Below are 15,938 nucleotides of genomic sequence, written 5' to 3'. Positions count from 1 at the left end.
GAAACGATTCGACTCGTTAATTGAGGAAAAATGGACATGACGGTAGACAGGGACAGCGCGCAGCCCGTGGAAGGAAACGGTTATCGGCCCGTGCGTCGACTCATCACGGACACCAACGCCGACGGGAAGTCGTACTTTGTATCGGATGGGCCGGCCCCGAACAGGACGGCGCGCGCGGGCCTGCCGGTCGCGCATGTTCTGTGGGCGACCGGGGAAGCCCGCGCACCCGGTGCAGAGCCCGCGCCGGCCGGCCACGCATTCGAGTTCCATTCGCGCGGCGGCTCGCTGCTGCGGATCGTCGACTTTCCGCCCGACGAAACCTACGACGAGGCGACGCTGCAACAGTTTCTCGACGCCAACGGCGTGCGGGACAAAAGCAATCCCCGGCATTTCTGGTTCCACAAAACCGAATCGCTCGACTACGCGTTCGTCCTGGATGGGGAAATCTGGGCGCTGCTCGATGAAGGCGAGAAGCTCATGCGCGCCGGCGACGTGCTGATCCAGCGCGCCACCAACCATAGCTGGGCAAACCGGTCGGGCAAGGCGTGCCGCATGGCGTTCGTGCTGCTCGACCTCGTTGACGGAGAGCCGCTGTGAGCAAGGCAATCATTACGTGTGCCGTGACGGGCGGCGCCCATACCCCGTCGATGTCCGAGTTTCTGCCCGTTACGCCAGAGCAGATCGCGGCCGAGTCGATCGCAGCCGTTGAAGCCGGCGCCGCCATCGTTCATCTTCATGCGCGCAATCCCGAGGATGGCCGCCCCACCGGCGACCCGGAGATCTTCAGGCGTTTCGTGAGCCCGATCAAATCGGCGACCGACGCGATCATCAACATCTCGACGGGCGGCGGCGGTCCGCACATGTCGATCGAGGATCGCGCAGCGGCGGGTCGGGCCCTGAAGCCCGAAATGTGCTCGCTCAACATGGGGTCCATCAATCTGGTGCTGGCCGAGATGGCCGAGCGACAGCGGGACTGGAAGCATGATTGGGAAGTGCCGTTCCTGAAGGGCACTCGGGGGCTGATCTTCCGCAATACCTACGACGACATCGAATGGATCCTGGAAAACGTCGGCAGGCTCGGCGGTACGCGCTTCGAATTCGAATGCTACGACGTCAGCCACCTGTACACGCTTCAGTATTTCCTAGAAAAGGGGCTCGTCAAGCCGCCGCTATTCGTGCAGACCGTATTCGGGCTGCGTGGCGCGATGGGTGCGCACGTCGAAGACCTGCTCCACCAGAAGCGAACGGCCGACCGACTGTTTGGCAATGACTATCATTGGTCGGTGCTCGCGGCGGGCAAACACCAGATGCCGCTTGCAACGATGGCAAGCCTGATGGGTGGCAACGTTCGCGTCGGCCTGGAGGACAGCCTTTACATCGGCCGCGGTCAGCTCGCACAAAGCAACGCGGACCAGGTCCGAAAAATCCGCCGGATTCTCGAGGAACTGGGAATCGAGATCGCCTCTCCGGACGAGGCACGCCGGATTCTCGATCTGAAAGGCGCCGATCAGGTGAACTTCTAGGCGATGACGTCGTTCGCGCCCGACACCCGCCGGTGCGAAACGGCTGCCGCGCGTCAGCGTGCGGCAGCCGTCCTGACCAGAGGCGCACCGCGCCTGACGACCTCCAGTTCCGCGACGTTCGGGACGTCTGCGCCGAGGAGCGCATAGGTGTAGTCGATGTGTTCCTGCGCGAATCGATCATCCAGTGCGCCGACGCCCGTCATCAATCGCATATAGACCGGCGCGTACAGCAGTTCGGCCAGTATCTCCACGTTCTCAGGCGCACGGATGCGCTCGGCAATGCGCCACTCCTCCAGCATTTCGCGGACAAGCGCGCGTCGGCCGTAATGGAACCGTTCCCGAAAGACCCTGAGCACGGCGGGATCGGCCTGCCCCTCAGCGATGATCTGCGCAACGATGCGCCCCGACCACCCCGCATATTCGTGGATCAGCGACACCAGATGCGTTGCGATCGCCTTGCCAGGAGGCAGGTTACGCGGCATCGGCGTCTTGACTATGTGGTGCTCCATGAAGGCATCAATCACCACGAGCGCCTTGGAGTCCCACCAACGGTAGATCGTCGCCTTTCCGACACCCGCCTCCCTGGCGATGGCCTCGATCGAAATCGACTGGACCGTACGGGTCTCGAGCAGGCGAGCGGTTGCCGCGAGAATCTGCATGCGCGTGCCCTCACTGCGGGGTCGGCCGACCCCTCGAGGAAGTACCACCGCGGCGGCACCTTGGATATCTGTTTTCATCAGCTAGACGATTGAATGGTGAACGGCGCTCGTCACGCCACGTCGCGAAGCTACCCTGCAGCGGATAACATCGCCGGCAACACAAATTGTAATACACACCGTATCTGAATTATCGCGATACCAGTGGGCACTGATTCCTGATCTTACGATCAATACGAGCCCCGAATACATGACGAATGTCCTGCATCTTCTACTCATGTTTCAGCAGCCAACCGCCGAACCACGCCACGGGTTTGACCCAATATCGTCGAACGGCATCACGGTTACCATATCACAAACGAAACACTCCGTTTCGTATATAAACTAAGGGGGCCGCCCCTCCGGAGACATGATGAGCAGATCCATTGACGGGTTGAAAAGCCGGATATCGCTTGTGCTAGGCCACTGTGCCGGCATGATCGATGTCGTTGCATTACCGGTGTGGGTAGGGATCGTCCTGATCCGACATGACGGACTCGATCCGCAACGGGCCGGCGCACTCGCCACCGCCTTCCTCGGCGCGGTGGTCGCAAGCAGCCTGTCGATCGCGCCGCGAATCGACCGCGTCCGCGGCACGATCGCCGTGCCCGCCGGCTTCGCCGTCACAGCGGCCGCATTCTTCGCGATGGCACTGACGCGGGACTATGCGACGCTTCTGGCACTGCATGTCGCCGGTGGTCTTGCGGTTGGCTGCGGCCTGTCGCTCACCCATTCCGCGATTGGCGCGAGCCCCAATCCGCACCGCCTGATCGCGACCGGCTTCACCGTGCTCAGCCTGCTGTCGCTGGGATTCCTCGGCGCGGTGCCGCACGCGATCGCGGCGTTCGGGGGGCAAGTGGCGTTCGTCGTTCTCGGCGCCATCATGCTCACGGCCGCGCTTGCCGCGCTCGCTGGTTTTCCGGAGCGCCGGGCAGCAGCCTCGCCCGACAGCGCGCCGCGCGCGCTTCCTAAGCTGTCCCGACGCGTATGGTTTGCGATGGTGGGGACCAGCCTGCTCACCGTCAGTCACTCGATGATGCTGAGCTTCCTCGAGCCGATCGGTCTCGCGCACGGCTTCGGCACCGGCCAGATCATGAACGTGCTGCTCGGTATCGGCCTCGTGAACATGTTGCCCGGGTTGCTCGCCGCGCTGCTCGAGCGCAAGGTGTCGAGCCGCGCCGTAATGATCGCCGGTCCGGTGCTGCAAGCCGTCCTAGGCTTCACGCTCGCCCGGTCGACCTTGTTTGGCGCTTACGCGTTTGCCGGTGTGATCTTCCCCACCGTGATGATCTTCACGCATACGTTCATCTTCGCGTTCCTTGCGCGAAACGACCCGTCGACGAGAGCCGTCGCCGCCACCCCCGTCATGGCCATGACGGGATCGGCCATCGGCCCGATTCTCGGCGGCACCGTGGCGGACCATTTCGGATACGGCAGCATCGGGTGGACCATCGTCGTCGCCGCAGGCATCAGCACACTCTGCTTCTGGCAAGCGAACCGCCGAACCGAACCAGCGCTCGCTCCCGCTACCGCGGCGCCGCGGTAACAGGAATCTGCCAACGGATGCGAATCGCGCCACCTTTTTCTTACGCCACGTTTCGCACGATGAGGGAAAGACGATGACAAGACCCACCGAAGCAGTGATTTCTGCCGCTCAAGCGAGCGCCGGCAATATGGCGGACCGCGATACGCCATTCGTGTTCGATGAGTGGTACGTGGCCGCACAATCTTCGGAAATCGGCCGGGCACTGCTGCCCCGCACGCTGCTGGGCAAGCAGGTCGTCCTCTACCGGACGCTGGAAGGACAGGTCGTCGCACTCGACGACCGTTGCGTCCATCGCTCGTATCCGCTGTCCGCGGGCACCCTCGATGACGATACGGTCATCTGCGGATACCACGGCTTTCGCTACGACGCAAAGGGTGACCTCGTCGAGGTGCCGTCACAGGAACGCTGCCCTCGCGGGCTTGGCGTACATCGCTATCCGGTACGGGAAATCGGCCCGTTGGTCTGGATCTACATGGACCCGAGCGCCGAACCGCGAACCGAGCCGCCGAGCGAGGGATCGCTCGATCTTTCCCGATGGGCACTGTCGGAGGGCTATCTGCGCCTGAACGGCAACTATGTGAGCCTGCACGAGAATCTCCTCGATCTGACGCATCTCACCTACGTACATGCGAAGAGCTTCGGAACGCCGGACTACGCCAAGGCGCCGTTCGAGGCGTCTGTCGACGAAGGCCGCTACGCGGTCAGACGTCATGTCGTTCCGACAACATTGCCGCCGGTCTGGGCAGAACCGACCGGAATCTCCAGTTCCACGGCAGCGCGCATCGCGACTTCGACATTCGTATCGCCGGGTCTGCACGAGGTGCAGGTCACGTTCTACGAAAGCACCCTGCCTGCCGCGGAGCGGACGCTTTTCACGATCAGGACGCTGCACTTGCCCACGCCGGAAAGCCACGCATCGACACACTACTTCATCGTCCACTGTCGGGACTTCGGGCTCGACGACGCGGCAATGACGCAACGCATGCATGAGCGGCTCTTCACCGCATTCAGGGAAGACATGCAGGCGCTCGAACTGCTCGAGGACACGCTTCGCAACGCCGCCGCCCCGTTCTTCGAGATTTCGGTTGCAAGCGACCGTGCGTCGATCGAAATGCGCAAATATCTGAAGCGCCGAGGACAAGCGGCGGCCGCGGGTTCAATCGGCCGCCCGCGCCTCCTTCAGCAGTCCGGATAAACCGCTGGGAAAAATCGTCCGGAGCGCATGCATAAACCCGTGAGAGGCGAAGCCACCGGCCTTGTGCCTTCGCGGCCCTTCCTGCGAATCGACGGCTCCGTCTGTCACAATCATGCGCGACTCGTCGACGCGCTTTTTCTTACCGTCAACGTGTGCTGGCCGGCGCTCTTTTTGCCGCAGGCTTTTGCTTCTTCTGACGCGTGCCGGGATTGAGCATTTCCGGCACTTCGGCGCCCAGCAACGTGTAGACATAGCTGATGTGCTCGCGCGCGAAATGCTCGTCGAGCGGGCCGTTGCCAACCAGCAGACGCATGTAGACCGGCGCATACAACAACTCGGCGAGGGTCTCGATATTGGGCGGCGCCGGAATGCGCGACGAACTGCGCCATGCCTCGAGCATTTCCCTCACGAGCGCTCGCCGCCCATAGTGGAACCGCTCGCGGAATTCGCGCAGCACGGCGGGATCGGCCTGCCCTTCGGCGATGATCTGCGCGACGATCCGGCCGGACCATCCCGAATACTCGCGAATCAGCGACATCAGATGCGCGGCGATCGCTTCACCGGGTGGCAGGTCATGCGGCATCGGGGTCTTGACGATGTGATGCTCCATGAATGCATCGATCACGACCAGCGCCTTGGAGTCCCACCAGCGGTAGATGGTCGCCTTTCCGACGCCAGCCTCCCTGGCGATCGATTCAATGGAAATCGACTGAATGGTGTTGTTCTGGAGCAGACGGACCGTCGCCGCGAGAATCTGCGTGCGGGTTTCCTCGCTGCGTGGCCTGCCCACACCGCGCTCGACAGTTGGTGCGGGAACGGAAAGCTGGGTATTGGTCTTCATTGGCGTCCCGTGTTGACGTGTGCCGCGAACGGTATCGCCCAATTATAAGACAGCTCGTACCTTAATTCGCGCCCGCGACGAAAACCGGTCGTAATGGAACGGGGCGACCGTCGCTCGGCGACGGCCGCCCCGTTTCTTGCCCGGATGGTCAACTCCTAGCGCACAATCGACGCCGACGCCAAGCCAGCACCGAACGCGTCACTCAAAGGCCGCCCAGGGCCACGTACTTGATCTCGAGGTAGTCGTCGACCCCATACTTCGACCCCTCTCGCCCCAGCCCGGACGCTTTGACGCCGCCGAACGGCGCCACTTCGGTCGAGATCAGCCCTTCATTGACACCGACCATGCCGAATTCGAGCTGATCGACTACGCGGAAGATTCGGCCCACATCGCGCGCGAACACGTACGAGGCCAGGCCGAACGGCGTGTCGTTTGCGAGCGCGATCGCTTCTTCTTCCGTTTCGAACCGGAACAGCGGCGCGATCGGGCCGAAGGTCTCATCATGGAAGATCAACGCGTTAGTCGGCACGTCGGCCAGCACGGTCGGCTCGAAGAAGAATCCGCCCAGCGCGTGACGCTTACCGCCCGCCAGCACGCGAGCCCCCTTCGACAGCGCATCGCAGATATGCTCTTCGACCTTCCGGACGGCGTCCTCATTGATGAGCGGCCCTTGAACCACGCCCGCCTCCATGCCGTTGCCAACCTTCAGTTCGACAGAAGCCGCGGCGAGCTTCGCGGCGAAAACATCGTACACGCCGGATTGCACCAGGATCCGGTTCGCCGCGACACAAGCCTGACCGGCATTGCGATACTTTGCGGCAAGGGCGCCCTTCACCGCGGCATCGAGGTCGGCATCGTCGAAGACGATCAGCGGTGCGTTGCCGCCGAGCTCCATGCTCGTCTTCTTGATGGTCGGCGCGCATTGGGCCAGCAGTTGCGCCCCGACCTCGGTCGAGCCCGTGAACGAAACCTTGCGGATCACCGGGTTCGACGTCAGTTCGCCGCCAATTGCGCGAGCCGACCCGGTGACGACATTGCACACGCCCGACGGCAAGCCGGCGCGCTCCGCCAGCACCGCCAGCGCCAGCGCGGAAAGCGGCGTCTGGCTGGCCGGCTTGATCACGCCGGCGCAGCCGACGGCCCACCCCGGGCCCGCCTTGCGCGTGATCATGGCCGACGGAAAATTCCACGGCGTGATCGCCGCGAAAACGCCGATCGGGGCCTTCTGTGCCAGAATCCGCCGGCCGTCGACGTTCTGCGGAATGATGTCGCCGTAGACGCGCTTCGCTTCTTCCGAGAACCACTCGATGAAGCCCGCGGCGTACAGGATCTCACCGCGCGACTCGACCAGCGGCTTGCCCTGCTCGGCTGTCATGATGAGCGCCAGGTCGTCGACGTTGGCCAGCATCAGGTCATACAAGGTACGCAACACCTTCGCGCGATCCTTCGCGAGCGTCTTGCGCCAGCCCTGCGTCGCCCGTTCGGCCGCGGCAATGGCTCGACGTGTCTCGGCCGCGCCGCCATTGGGAACGTATGCGACCAGTTCGCCGGTCGCAGGATTGCGCACCTCCAGGGTCTGGCCACTGTCGGCCTGCACCCATTCGCCATCGATCAGCATCGCCTGGCGCAACAGGCCGGCGTCTTTCAGCGGAAGCTTGACAGGTTCGTTCATGAAGCCTCCTTCAGGCAGGGTTGCGGCCGACGAAGAAAGCTTCGTCCGGATCGCTCGTCGGGTTCAGGCCGGCCACTTCCTGGCCCTTGCGCAGCGATGCCATATCTCGCTGGTAGATGCGCTGCGTCGGGTGCGGCAACGGCCCGCCGTTGTATCCTTGCAGCCACCCTTGGTATTTCCACGCCATACGGTTGAGCAGGCCATTCGGCGCCATCGGCAGGCTGGCGAACGCCTTACGCGCGGGATCGATCTTGTACCAGAGTTGGGTGGCCTCGTCGAATTCCCCCGCCTGGATAAGCTTGAAGATCTTCGGCATGACGGGTCCGTAATAGGCCGTGTAGTTCGTGCCGCAGAACGGGATGTCCATCACCTGGGCAAGCGGCACGAACTCGTGCTCGAGCGGCGAGGAGATCACCACCTCTTTGTGGAACTCGCGATGTACCTCGATGGCGGACATGAAGTTTGGATACCCGCCTTCGGCCTTGATCGCGACGACGTTGGGGATTTCGTCCACCATACGGCGCAGCACGGGCACCGGGATGTCGGCCGGATGCAGACGCGAGAAGCCCCACGCAGGCAGCGGAAAAATGATCACGCCGAGGTTGGTTGCCTCGCAGATCTTCCGCGTGTATTCGAATACTTCGTCGTACGATTTCGGATAGAAGTACGGCGGGTAGCCCAGCAACACCAGGTCGGCGCCCGCTGCCTCGACACGACGAATTGCCTCGATGTTGTCCTCGAGCGTATTGAATACCGCGTGATGGACGACCACTAGCCGGCCTGACGCCTGGTCGGCCATGATGTCGCAGAACTCACCGTACTGTTCCAACGTGATGGCGACCTCCGAACACGACAGCGAGCCGACAAATCCGTGCTGGATGGCCAGCTCGACATCGTGGCGTACAGCCTTTTCGTTGATGCGCTTGAAGTCCGACGTCATCGTCGGAAGGGTCACGCTGGCAACGCCAACGAGATGCTCACGCGCCCATTCACGTGCTTCTTTTTTGGTGTAGCGGGCCATGCAGTGCTCCTTGTAGTCTGCGGGGATATTGGGTGTCGCGTCGACGCGCGCGCCTAGCGCTTGGTTTCGAATTCGATCGGCAACGTCGTGGCGAGTCCGGCCTCGATCGCCTTGTCGAGGATCAGCCCGGCAACCACGATGTCCTGCAGGCCGCCTCCGACCGATTTGTACATTCGGGTCCGTGCATCTTTCAGACGGTCGTCGAGCGCGCCCGCGAGCAGATCCCCGAGACTGAACGACTTATCGTGAAACGCGACGCCCCCTTTGTGCGCAGCGAGCATGTCGCCGGTCTCCTCCAGCACTTCTTCCAGCATGTCGCACACAATGATGTCGCTGCGCGCGACGACCGACACGTCGATCTCGCGCTGCTCGGGAATCGTGGAGCCGATGGAGACGACGGTCGCGCCAGGCTGCAACCAGTCGCCGAACAGGATCGGCTGCTCATCGCGCGAACGGGCTGCTGCCAGCACGAGATCCGCGGCCTCGACCGCTTCCTGCGCGGATGCCACGCCACGCGCGGGCACGCCCAGGTCACGCGTCACGGCTTGCGCGAATGCCGCCCTGCGTTCGGGTGTCGGACTGAACACGACGACCTCGGTCAGGTCCCGCACCGCGGCAATCGCGCGGGTGTGCATCGACGCTTCGAGGCCACTGCCGAGTACAGCCAGACGTGCGGCTTTCGCAGGCGCAAGCCGGTCGAGCGCCGCTGCGGAAGTGGCTGCCGTGCGAAAACCCGTGACGAGGTTGCCGTCGACGAACGCCGCGATGCGGCTCGTTTCCTTGTCGAACAGCACGATCACGTATTCGACACCGGGCGAAGCGGAACCCATCGCCATCCCCATGACCTTGGCCCCGTAGTAGCGGCTCCCCACGGGAACGGCCGGCAGCGTGCGCAGCCACGTCTTGCCGGCGACTGCGACCGTCCGCGGCGGCGTGCTCCGGGGCGGAATGGATTGGGCGTAGGCCGCCTGAAGGGCATGGATCGCGTCCTTCCAGACGAAAACGGAGCGGGCCGCCTCGCTGGACACGAACACGGGTGCAAACGAAGAAATAGTCATATGCAGAACCGGAAGTTGGCTTGAAGGGCTCGGCCAGCCGCGCGGCAGATGATCGATGCGCGACAGGCTCGAGAGCGATAGACGGGTACCGGGCCGCGGAGTCGCTACATTTCATGGGAGCGTCCGGCGGCACGTGGATCACGGCTCCCGTGTGATTTCAGTCGCGATCTTCAGGCGCACGTTGTCCGACAGCGCGTGCGGTATCGCGTCCATGCCGTAAGCGCTGCGACTGATGTTCGCCGTCGCTTCGAATCCGACCACGGGATGACGCGTCCACGGATTCACCGCGCGATCGATCAGCGTCGCGTCGAACAAGGCCGGCAGCGTGATGCCACGGATCGTGAGGTCGCCGTCGATCGCGTACTGGCGGCCGTCGAACAGTCGCACCGAACGGGAGACGAAGACGATCTTCGGATGTGCGTGAACGTGCAGCCAGTCAGTACCGCGCAAGTGTTCGTCGCGCAGGTCGAAAGCCGTGTCGATGGACGCTGCATCGATTTCGAACGACACCCGCGATGCCTCGATGCACTCGTCGTCGAACGCCAGTTGCGCATCGAAGCGCCTGAATATCCCCGGCGTACGCGTGAGCCCGAGATGGCGAACCGAGAAGCCGATGTGGGTATGCGCGGCCTCGAATGACCATGCCGGGCGCGCCACCGAGTCCGGCTCGACGACGGCGGCGGCGTTGCGCAGCAACGGCAGCAGGAAGTTCAACATGCGGCGTCTCCAACCCAGTCACACCGGGCTATTCATGGCTATTCATCTTGACGTCATGCTAACCGCGAGTGAGCATCAATGCAATGATTACGACGCATCATTATGTATCTTGATTCGTGTTTTTCGCGTATACCCTAGGGTTCAATAGCGGCCGGAAGGCCAATCAGGCATAATGTGCCGTCGATTGATGAGTTCAATCACACATCAATCTTCTGACATGGACCTCGCTCCATCTCCTGCCGATTCGCAGGAACGGGGCTGCGGTATATGCACAACTCGATAGCCATCAGTGGACCAAAGAGCCTCTCCGCGCGGGAGGCCGAGAATATGTCTGTACAAACGAACTTGATCGATGACGATGTGCTGCGGCTGCGCGAGTACATCGAGGGCCATGTCGCTACGAGCGGCGACCTGCGCCTGCCCCCGGAACCGAAGCTCAGCGAAGCATTGGGCGTTTCGCGCGGAAGGCTGCGCACGGTGCTGAAAAGGCTCGAGGACGAGGGTGTCATCTGGCGACATGTCGGCAAGGGCACGTTCGTCGGCCCGAAGCAGGTCAAGCCCGACGACGAGACCTGGTCTTCATCCATCAGCGTCGACGACATCATGGATGCGCGACTGGTGCTGGAGCCCCAGCTCGCCGCGCAGGCGGCAGTACACGCCACAGCCACCGACGTCGCCGCGATGACGCAGTGCCTAGCCGACATGGCGGAAACTACGCCGTTCATGCCGTGGAAACGTCTGGACGAGCACCTGCACAGGCTCATCGCGCAATCGACGCATAACGCGCTGCTGCTGATGCTGTATGACACGATGCGGGTGCAGGTGCACCTCAATCTGGATGCACGCATGGAAGAGGTCTTCTCTTCGCAGACGGGCCCTCGACACGATACCGACGACGAGCATCGGCAGCTCGTCGACGCGATCCGGACGCACAATCCGACGCGCGCGGAACAATTGATGCGCGAACATCTTCGCTCGGTGAGAACCAGGCTGTTCGGCTTGCGCTAGTGCTCGCTTCGACCGGTGGCATGACTTGCCCATCGCGATGGAAATCGCTCCGCCGGGATGGCGTACTTCCCGGAGCCGGCCTGCCGTTTCCGGTGGCTCCGGCACGATCACTCGACGAGGCCACCGTACTCGACCCACTACGCCGTCGTCCCGCTCTTTTGCACAGCGGCCAAGCGCTCTTCTTCGAGTCGCTGGTTCACGGCCCAGCGGAACTGCGACAGTGCGGCATCGATGCCAAAGGGCATCATCTCGAAGCCGGGATCGAGCGCAAGATTGCGGTGTTGCGCACTGATCATTTCGCGATCCTCATCGAATGCATCCACCACCGACTGATGGATCGAGCGCGTCACCTCTGGCTTGTCAAGCGAGAAATTGTGGGGATGCGCGAAGAAGTAGTGTGTCGAACCCGCCGTCTCCGGCGTCAGCGCCTGGCAACCGTGGAATTCCGCCGCGTCCACACGGGTTCCCTCCGGCGCACCGGTCCCCACCGGCGCCATGCCCGAATCCATGCGCAGGATCGCGGGAATCGTGAAGTCATAGATGTTCCAGCGATCGACCTTGCCCGGCCAGTCACGCACCGCTTTCACGAACGGCGGCGGCTCGGTGTTCAGCGTCCACCGCGTAATGCGTACTCCATCCTTAATCCGCTCCACTTTCGGTCGCACCGTCGCGTAATCTTCTCCGCCGCCCAGCGTCGTGGGATGGACATAGGGCAGATGCGAAAAGTCCAGCAGATTATCGCAGATCAGCAGATAGTTGACGTCGTAATGGATGTAGCCGGGCAGCGAACGCCACTGCGGATCGTCGACCCAATGGGTGTCGGGAATAGTCGACGGATCGGCCAGCTCGGGCTCGCCCATCCAGATCCAGATCCAGCGGTGCTGCTCCACCACCGGGAACTGCCTCACCTTCGCGTGCGGCGGGATTCGCTCCTGTGCCGGCGCCTCGACACATGTGCCCTGACTGTCGAATTTCAGTCCGTGATACATGCACCGTACGCAGTCGCCTTCGCGTTGGCCGTGCGACAGCGGCGCACCACGATGACAGCAGCGGTCCGCGAGTGCGATCACCTCGCCGGACTCCTTGCGGTAGAGCATCACTGGCGTATTGATGATGGTGCGGGAAAACAGCTTGTCGCCCTCCACCTCGTGTGACCACGCGGCCACGTACCATGTATTTCGGATGAACATCGCTCGTCTCCTGTTTGTCGTAGGACATGCTTTTGCACGTCGCGCCATAACGATAGAATCGGATCCGTGATGCAGCAATCTAATGGGATTAATTCAATCTATGCATGCCGCACATATACGTGATCTCGACCTGAATTTGCTGGTGCTGTTCGATGCGATGCTTCGCGAGCGAAGTGTCACGCGCGCGGCGGCGGAAGTCGGTCTCTCCCAGGGCGCCATGAGTCATGCACTCAATCGTCTGAGGACGTTTTTCGAAGATCCGCTGTTCGTCAAGACGCCTGCGGGCATGGAGCCCACGCAAAAGGCCACGCAACTGGGCGCGACGATCACGGAGCTGATGACGGCATTGAGGGAGCGGGTTCTTTCCCAGACGAGCTTCGATCCCGCGACGGCACGACGCATGTTCGTGATATGCATGACGGACATGGGGGAACTCGTCTTCCTGCCGCCTCTTGTGCGGCGCCTGCGGGAAGTCGCACCCTACTGTTCGGTACGTTCGGTGCAGGTGCCGCTAGAGGACATCGAGACCACGCTTGCCGCAGGCGACGCCGATCTAGCGCTCGGCTCCGTGCACGCCGCGCCTGACGGCCTGTACCAGCAGCAACTGTTTCTGCACACGTTCGTCACGATGGTCAGCGTGCACAACAAGGCCATCGGCAGAACGATCAGCCGCGCGCAGTTCGAGCGCGCACCGCAGATCGTCGTTTCGCTGACGGGCCGCGCAAGCGCCGCTTACGATAGTGCGTTCGAGGAATGGGGGATCAAGCGGAATGTCTTTCTGACAACGCCCCACTTTCTGGTCGTACCGCACCTGATCAACGCGCAGCCGGACCTGATCGCGACTGTACCGCTGGAGCTTGCGAACGTCTTTGCGAAGCTCGGCACGGTGCGGATCGTCCCTCCCCCCGTGCCGTTGCCGCCATTCGCGCTACGCCAGCATTGGCATCCGCGTTTCCACGACGATTCGGCCAACATGTGGCTACGTCGCCTCATCAAGCAGACGTTCGACCGCTACCCAGAGATCTATGACGGCCCGTGATCCACTTCACGTCTCCCCATGACCAGCCAACCCTAAGCAAAGAACGACTGGCCATGGGCATACGAGATCAGAACATATGCATCATCCCGATAGCGACCCCCGTTGTGGTCCCGGTTGGCGCAAAGAGCGAAGTCGCCCCGACTGCGGGGGTCAAGCCAAGATTCGCCTTGCCGTGATTGTTGACGACGCCGACTTGTGCGTACAGCGAGGTCGCCTTCGACATGAAATACGTGGCCCCCAATGCGCCCATCAGCGAGTGGCTCGACGTGTCATTGCGATTGCTGACGTACCAGATACCACCGTTCAAGTCCAGTTGTGGCAACGCTTGAAAATTGAGACCGCCACCGTAGGTATTGTTGCTCGGCCCGCCGCTCACTCTCAAACTCATGAACGACGCCTTCGCTGTCACCCGACCGAACTTGTAGGCCGCGCCGAGGAAGCGCCCCTCAAATGGAACATTCGTCGGAGGAAGGGTGCTTACCGTCCCCCCTGCGTTACCGTCGTAGTAGGCAGCATTGAGCGTCAGGTCATTCCATTCGTACTTGAGACTAGCCGAGTATTGACGGCCGGACTGAAAATTCCCCGGCACACCACCGAATGAAAACATCGCACTCGCCTGCAGTCCCGCGAGCACGGGAGAAGTGTACGAAATTGCGTTCGGATTAAACGATCCCGTCGCACCAATGGTGTTTCCGTATATCGCCAAGATACTGCCGAATTCTGAGAAAAAACGGGGATCAAGATTCCATACTGACAGGAAGAAGGGTGAAAATTGAAGCCCCGCCTTCACCTCCCCGAATCCCCCCTTCAATCCGACCCATGCTTCACGACCAAAGAGATTACCATTCGAGTTGTTGAATCCACCATTGGTGAGATCAATGCCGCTTTCGAGATTGAATTCGGCCTTCAACCCTCCTCCAAGGTCCTCCGTGCCTCTCAACCCGAACATCGATGGAGCAATTCCGGCATTTTGCAAACCGACAAACTTGCCGCTATTCCCTCCCGTGGCGAGATTCTGCGTCTTACTCAAGTAGAGGACACCAGCATCCACGATGCCATACAATGTGACGCTGCTTTGCGCGTGAGCCGCTACCGAAAACAACAGGCTCGACGTCACACCGATCGCCGATCCGATAAAGCACCTCCGATACATAATCGTCTCCTATGATTGTCTTTTGTGTTTTTCAGTTAATATGGAATGCAAATTAAATTACATAAAATTCATATACAGCCTCTCATAAAAATCCATGACAAGATTCAACGAACCATTTCCCTCTATATCACCGAAACGACAGACTGCTTATTTGATACGATCTCCATCACGATTACTTCTGTCAAATGACAGAAGGATGCGAGCGTGGTGTTCGATGTGATCTCCGATAAAGCTCTGGATGAAGAAGTAACCGTGGTCATAGTCCACGTGCCGACGCATCATGAGCATCTGGCCCGCCGCCCTGCATCCTGCCTCGAACACCTCGGGGTTGAGCTGGTTCGGCAAGAACTGATCCCCGAGCCCCTGATCGATTAGAATCCCATCGTCGAACCGATTCGCGACGTGTCCTATCAGCTCGCTTGCGTCGTACTGCTTCCACGCTTCGCGATCGTTGCCAAGATAACCACTAAAAGCCTTCTCGCCCCACGGACAACGCATCGGCGCCGCAATCGGCGCGAACGCGGACACAGAGCGGAAAATCTGTGGATTGCGAAGAGCAAGAACCAATGCCCCGTGTCCGCCCATCGAGTGACCGAAGATGCCGAGGCGCCCGCCGTCAACGGGCAGATGATTCATAACTATTGCGCGCAGTTCGTCTCGCACATACGAATACATGCGCCAGTGTTTCGACCAAGGCTCGCGCATGGCATCGACATAGAAGCCGGCGCCGACACCGAAATCCCACACATCATCCTCTCCGGGTACGCCCGCGTCGCGTGGACTTGTGTCCGGTGAGATCAGCGCAATACCATGAAGCGCAGCGAAACGCTGTGCCCCCGCCTTGATTGGAAACGTCTCTTCGGTGCAGGTCAGACCCGCGAGAAAGAATAGTCCCGGAACCTTCCGCATACGCGCCTGGGGCGGCAAATATACTGAAAAGCGCATCGGCAGGCCAATGGTTGCCGAGTCGTGTCTGTAGATGCGTTGCACACCGCCGTAGCAGGCATGCTCTTCGATCAGATTCAATACTTTCTACCTCCTGTCAATGGACAACCGAACGGATCAGCTCCCCACATCTCGTGAGAGCGCGCCCTTCATTGACCTGACCGAATTCCGGCGCGCTCGTCATCCGACCAAATGAATCCTGACTTCGCGATCCGCTTCCTAGATGGTCAACTTGAAGTCTCTCTATCGAGAGTGACGACGCCATCCGTTACTTCATTTGTCCTCGCGCTGCGAGAAAACGGCGCACACTGCGTGATCGTCAGTGTGCGCATAGC

General features: G+C 61.4%; 15 protein-coding genes. 6 read left to right on the top strand and 9 right to left on the bottom strand.

Annotated elements, in window-relative coordinates:
• Window positions 1-36 precede the first annotated feature (36 nt).
• Both DIE22_RS18655 and DIE22_RS18650 read left to right on the top strand, forming a co-directional pair.
• The gene (locus tag DIE22_RS18655; protein WP_260426719.1) at window positions 37-597 is read left to right on the top strand and encodes a cupin domain-containing protein; all 561 of its coding nucleotides are present in this window, start codon (window positions 37-39) and stop codon (window positions 595-597) included.
• Window positions 594-1,523, top strand: a complete 930-nt coding sequence (locus DIE22_RS18650; RefSeq protein ID WP_124605790.1) for a 3-keto-5-aminohexanoate cleavage protein — start codon at window positions 594-596, stop codon at window positions 1,521-1,523. Before DIE22_RS18655 ends, DIE22_RS18650 begins: the two co-directional genes overlap by 4 nt.
• Window positions 1,524-1,576: 53 nt before the next feature.
• Here DIE22_RS18650 and DIE22_RS18645 read toward each other — a convergent pair whose 3' ends face one another.
• Window positions 1,577-2,182 (bottom strand): TetR/AcrR family transcriptional regulator, encoded by a 606-nt coding sequence (locus DIE22_RS18645; protein ID WP_124605789.1) that lies wholly within the window; start codon window positions 2,180-2,182, stop codon window positions 1,577-1,579.
• A 409-nt stretch (window positions 2,183-2,591) separates the two neighbouring features.
• Here DIE22_RS18645 and DIE22_RS18640 point away from each other — a divergent pair, with 409 nt between their 5' ends.
• Window positions 2,592-3,764: an MFS transporter gene (locus DIE22_RS18640; RefSeq protein WP_260426718.1), complete on the top strand. Its 1,173-nt coding sequence runs from the start codon at window positions 2,592-2,594 to the stop codon at window positions 3,762-3,764.
• 73 nt (window positions 3,765-3,837) lie between these two features.
• Complete coding sequence (locus DIE22_RS18635; RefSeq protein ID WP_185640648.1) at window positions 3,838-4,959, top strand: aromatic ring-hydroxylating dioxygenase subunit alpha; 1,122 nt, start codon at window positions 3,838-3,840, stop codon at window positions 4,957-4,959.
• Between the two features lie 145 nt (window positions 4,960-5,104).
• On the opposite strand, the gene DIE22_RS18630 is transcribed toward DIE22_RS18635, so the two are convergent.
• From DIE22_RS18630 to DIE22_RS18610, 5 genes are all read right to left on the bottom strand, one after another.
• Window positions 5,105-5,800: a TetR/AcrR family transcriptional regulator gene (locus DIE22_RS18630; RefSeq protein ID WP_124605788.1), complete on the bottom strand. Its 696-nt coding sequence runs from the start codon at window positions 5,798-5,800 to the stop codon at window positions 5,105-5,107.
• Between the two features lie 202 nt (window positions 5,801-6,002).
• Entirely contained in the window at window positions 6,003-7,472 is a 1,470-nt protein-coding gene (locus tag DIE22_RS18625) for an NAD-dependent succinate-semialdehyde dehydrogenase (protein ID WP_124605787.1), read from the bottom strand.
• 10 nt (window positions 7,473-7,482) lie between these two features.
• Window positions 7,483-8,493, bottom strand: a complete 1,011-nt coding sequence (locus DIE22_RS18620) for a dihydrodipicolinate synthase family protein (RefSeq protein WP_124605786.1) — start codon at window positions 8,491-8,493, stop codon at window positions 7,483-7,485.
• Between the two features lie 53 nt (window positions 8,494-8,546).
• Window positions 8,547-9,551, bottom strand: coding sequence for an ornithine cyclodeaminase family protein (locus DIE22_RS18615; RefSeq protein ID WP_124605785.1), 1,005 nt, complete (start codon window positions 9,549-9,551; stop codon window positions 8,547-8,549).
• A gap of 138 nt (window positions 9,552-9,689) precedes the next feature.
• Window positions 9,690-10,268 carry a YceI family protein gene (locus DIE22_RS18610; RefSeq protein ID WP_124605784.1) on the bottom strand — a complete coding sequence of 193 codons (579 nt, stop codon included), beginning with the start codon at window positions 10,266-10,268 and terminating at the stop codon, window positions 9,690-9,692.
• Between the two features lie 327 nt (window positions 10,269-10,595).
• Here DIE22_RS18610 and DIE22_RS18605 point away from each other — a divergent pair, with 327 nt between their 5' ends.
• Window positions 10,596-11,276, top strand: coding sequence for a FadR/GntR family transcriptional regulator (locus tag DIE22_RS18605; RefSeq protein WP_124605783.1), 681 nt, complete (start codon window positions 10,596-10,598; stop codon window positions 11,274-11,276).
• Between the two features lie 137 nt (window positions 11,277-11,413).
• On the opposite strand, the gene DIE22_RS18600 is transcribed toward DIE22_RS18605, so the two are convergent.
• Window positions 11,414-12,466, bottom strand: a complete 1,053-nt coding sequence (locus tag DIE22_RS18600) for an aromatic ring-hydroxylating dioxygenase subunit alpha (RefSeq protein WP_124605782.1) — start codon at window positions 12,464-12,466, stop codon at window positions 11,414-11,416.
• A 100-nt stretch (window positions 12,467-12,566) separates the two neighbouring features.
• On the opposite strand from DIE22_RS18600, the gene DIE22_RS18595 reads away from it, so the two are divergent.
• Entirely contained in the window at window positions 12,567-13,505 is a 939-nt protein-coding gene (locus DIE22_RS18595; RefSeq protein ID WP_185640647.1) for a LysR family transcriptional regulator, read from the top strand.
• Between the two features lie 67 nt (window positions 13,506-13,572).
• Here DIE22_RS18595 and DIE22_RS18590 read toward each other — a convergent pair whose 3' ends face one another.
• Window positions 13,573-14,658: a porin gene (locus DIE22_RS18590; RefSeq protein ID WP_124605781.1), complete on the bottom strand. Its 1,086-nt coding sequence runs from the start codon at window positions 14,656-14,658 to the stop codon at window positions 13,573-13,575.
• Between the two features lie 147 nt (window positions 14,659-14,805).
• Window positions 14,806-15,684, bottom strand: coding sequence for an S-formylglutathione hydrolase (gene fghA, locus DIE22_RS18585; RefSeq protein ID WP_124605780.1), 879 nt, complete (start codon window positions 15,682-15,684; stop codon window positions 14,806-14,808).
• Window positions 15,685-15,938 lie beyond the last annotated feature (254 nt).

The organism is Burkholderia sp. Bp9142, assembly GCF_003853415.1.
Lineage (GTDB): Bacteria > Pseudomonadota > Gammaproteobacteria > Burkholderiales > Burkholderiaceae > Burkholderia.
Note: the sequence above shows the minus strand (reverse complement) of the source record. Positions and strands in the feature narration are given on the sequence as shown.

Bases quoted from the DNA above. Each gene is read 5' to 3' on its own strand.
- DIE22_RS18655 (WP_260426719.1), top strand. From the start codon at position 37: ATGACGGTAGACAGGGACAGCGCGCAGCCCGTGGAAGGAAACGGTTAT.
- DIE22_RS18645 (WP_124605789.1), bottom strand. From the start codon at position 2,182: ATGCAGATTCTCGCGGCAACCGCTCGCCTGCTCGAGACCCGTACGGTC.
- DIE22_RS18640 (WP_260426718.1), top strand. From the start codon at position 2,592: ATGAGCAGATCCATTGACGGGTTGAAAAGCCGGATATCGCTTGTGCTA.
- DIE22_RS18635 (WP_185640648.1), top strand. From the start codon at position 3,838: ATGACAAGACCCACCGAAGCAGTGATTTCTGCCGCTCAAGCGAGCGCC.
- DIE22_RS18630 (WP_124605788.1), bottom strand. From the start codon at position 5,800: ATGAAGACCAATACCCAGCTTTCCGTTCCCGCACCAACTGTCGAGCGC.
- DIE22_RS18625 (WP_124605787.1), bottom strand. From the start codon at position 7,472: ATGAACGAACCTGTCAAGCTTCCGCTGAAAGACGCCGGCCTGTTGCGC.
- DIE22_RS18620 (WP_124605786.1), bottom strand. From the start codon at position 8,493: ATGGCCCGCTACACCAAAAAAGAAGCACGTGAATGGGCGCGTGAGCAT.
- DIE22_RS18615 (WP_124605785.1), bottom strand. From the start codon at position 9,551: ATGACTATTTCTTCGTTTGCACCCGTGTTCGTGTCCAGCGAGGCGGCC.
- DIE22_RS18610 (WP_124605784.1), bottom strand. From the start codon at position 10,268: ATGTTGAACTTCCTGCTGCCGTTGCTGCGCAACGCCGCCGCCGTCGTC.
- DIE22_RS18605 (WP_124605783.1), top strand. From the start codon at position 10,596: ATGTCTGTACAAACGAACTTGATCGATGACGATGTGCTGCGGCTGCGC.
- DIE22_RS18600 (WP_124605782.1), bottom strand. From the start codon at position 12,466: ATGTTCATCCGAAATACATGGTACGTGGCCGCGTGGTCACACGAGGTG.
- DIE22_RS18595 (WP_185640647.1), top strand. From the start codon at position 12,567: ATGCATGCCGCACATATACGTGATCTCGACCTGAATTTGCTGGTGCTG.
- DIE22_RS18590 (WP_124605781.1), bottom strand. From the start codon at position 14,658: ATGTATCGGAGGTGCTTTATCGGATCGGCGATCGGTGTGACGTCGAGC.